Genomic DNA, 2,806 nt, shown 5'->3' with positions numbered 1-2,806 from the left:
GAACAAAAAATTTCAGACCCTTCATTGTACGATATTTATTGCCCCCTGGAAGGCGAACAGGATCAATCAATGGGGCTAATTTCCTAACTTGGAATAATTTTTCGGTTGGAGGACAGCGTTTTTGCCAAACTTTCTTGGGGGTAAACTAGGAACTCGGTCTGGTGAAAAAAGTCCGATCTGTTGTAATGTCTGGGGGAAGTGGAGGCCTCTAGGGGCACTGCCTGGCTTTTCGTCGGCCCAAGCCTTGGTTGAAAGGTGAAGATGTTTCAATATATCTAAAGCCGTCGCCAATTGTCGCTCAGCTATTTGCCAAACCAAATTTCTCCGTCCTTTTATTTGTTGCTATGAGTCTGACCATTGCCGATTATCAATCCTTTTTGCAGGAAATTGAACCCTTTGCTCAACTCCCTGCTCCGGCGATCGCCGAGATAGCGGCAAAATTGAGGCCGTTAAGGTTTCGCATGGGACAGATAATCCTGGCCCGGGGAAAGTTGGCCAATAATGTCTATTTTTTAGTCAGTGGCCAAGCAAGGTTGCTGGGTTATGACCCCGGCACTGGTTACCCTGCCACCATGGCTTTGCTCCAGAATGGGGCAGTGATCGGCGATAACAATGCCATCAGAAATGTCCCCTGTGAAACGGCGATCGCCTCAACGGAAACTATTTGTGCCAGCCTAACTAGGGACGAATTTTTGGCTTTGGTGGATAAATATCCAGAACTGGCCAGGGTTTATCGCCACCAGTGCGGTCGGGTGGAACTGTTCGATTTATTGGGAGAACAACTGCAGCGCACCGCCCAAGGCAATGTGGATTTGCGCCAGCTGACCCTAGAAATGTTGCCCCACAGCCAGGTGCATCAGTTGGAACCAGGCAGCCATAATCTGCCCAGCAACTTGCCCGATCCGGAGAAGCTCTGGTTGGTGAGTAGTGGGGAGTTGGAACAATGTCCCCGGGGTAGTGCCCTGCCGGCCTCAGATTCTCCCCTTGTGCTCAAGGCTCAAACACCCGTACGTCTAATTGGTATCCCTCCCTTGCCCCGGTTTTACCCTGGGGGTTCTGGACAGAAACACAATGGTGGTGGCAACGGCCATGGAGAAGTGCCCCTAGCGACAGTGACCCCCCTGGCCCCGGAGGATTCCCCCTGGGATGACATTCCCTATGCCGATCCTAACCAGTTGGGGGAGCCATTACCAGAGCCCACCGTGGTCAAATCTGGGCGCAAAAACTATCCCATTGTGCGGGGGCAGAATCCCACCGATGCCGGGGTAGCCTGCTTCCAGATGATTAGTCAATATTTCGGTATGCCTTTCCGCCGGGATATTATCCAACGGATTGTCACCGAAGAAATTAAGCGCAGTGAGGCCCTTTCCTTACCTATTTGTGGGGCAATTATTGAATTGATGGGCTTGACTAGTCAGTTGGTGCGGATTCCCACCGGTGTTTTTGGGCAAATGCAGGTTCCTTTTCTGATCCGTTGGCAGGATAGCCTCGCCTTAGTGTACGAAGTTGGCGATCGGGAAGTGAAAATTGCCGTGCCGGAGCTGGGCCTAGTCAAACGCAACACCAGCGAGTTTCTCGAAACCTGGGGAGAAGAGGGACAAGGGGAGGTGCTGATGATGCATCCTTCCAAAGACACCCCGCAACAGAGATTTGGCCTGAGTTGGTTTTGGCCAGCGTTGGTGAAATATCGCCATATTCTCCTGTTGGTGTTTGTGGCCTCCTTTTTTGTCCAACTATTTGGCCTGGCCAATCCCTTGATGATCCAAATCATCATCGACAAAGTGATTGTGCAAAACAGCAAAGATACTCTGCAGGTGTTGGGTATTGCGTTGGTGTCGATCGCCATTTTTGAGGCGCTTTTGAGCACCCTACGAACCTATTTGTTTGTAGACACCACCAATCGCATCGATATGAGTTTGGGGTCGGAAATCATTGACCACCTATTGCGCTTACCCCTGCGTTACTTTGAGAACCGCCCAGTGGGGGAAATTTCCACCAGGGTCAACGAACTGGAAAATATCCGCCAATTTTTAACCGGCACTGCCCTGACGGTGGTACTGGACTCAGTGTTTTCTGTGGTCTATATCGTCGTCATGATTATCTATAGCCCCCTGCTGACGGCGGTAGCCCTGGGTATTGTGCCTATTTTTGTTGTTTTGACCCTGGTATTTTCTCCCCTGATCCGGAGGCAATTGCGGCTCAAGGCAGAAAGAAATGCCCAAACCCAGTCCTATCTGGTGGAGGTGATGTCCGGTATTCAGACCGTTAAAGCTCAAAACATTGAGTTGCGTTCCCGCTGGCAATGGCAGGACAAATATTCCCGTTACGTGGGGGCCGGCTTCAACACCGTTATTACCTCCACCTTAGCCAGCTCCTCCAGTCATTTTCTTAACCAGCTATCCGGTTTATTGGTGCTCTGGGTGGGGGCATCCTTAGTGCTGGACGGGGATTTAACCCTGGGTCAATTAATTGCTTTTCGGATCATTGCCGGCTACGTGACCTCCCCCATTCTGCGTTTGACCCAACTGTGGCAAAACTTCCAGGAAACTGCCCTGTCCTTGGAACGGTTGGCGGACATTGTTGATACGCCCCAAGAATCGGAGCGCGATCGCCAAAACATCCCCATGCCAGAAATTGCCGGCGAAGTGAAGTTTGAAAACGTCAGTTTCCGGTTTAAAAAACAGGGACCCCTGCAATTGAGTAATATCAATCTTTCCTTCGCCCCTGGAACCTTTGTGGCCCTAGTGGGGCAGAGTGGTGCTGGCAAAAGTACCCTGACCAAACTGCTCTCCCGACTGTACGAACC

At 51.1% G+C, this 2,806-nt stretch carries 1 protein-coding gene; it reads left to right on the top strand.

The window, feature by feature from the left end; all coding sequences use genetic code 11:
- Nucleotides 1–344 precede the first annotated feature (344 nt).
- Nucleotides 345–2,806, top strand: a 2,462-nt coding sequence (locus IQ219_RS18720) for a peptidase domain-containing ABC transporter (RefSeq protein ID WP_194073609.1), incomplete at its 3' end; no start/stop codon positions are given.

This window comes from Synechocystis sp. LEGE 06083 (genome assembly GCF_015207725.1).
Classification (GTDB): Bacteria; Cyanobacteriota; Cyanobacteriia; order Cyanobacteriales; family Microcystaceae; genus Synechocystis; species Synechocystis salina.
The sequence above is the reverse complement of the archived record's forward strand: the minus strand, read 5'-3'. Positions and strand labels throughout refer to the sequence as shown.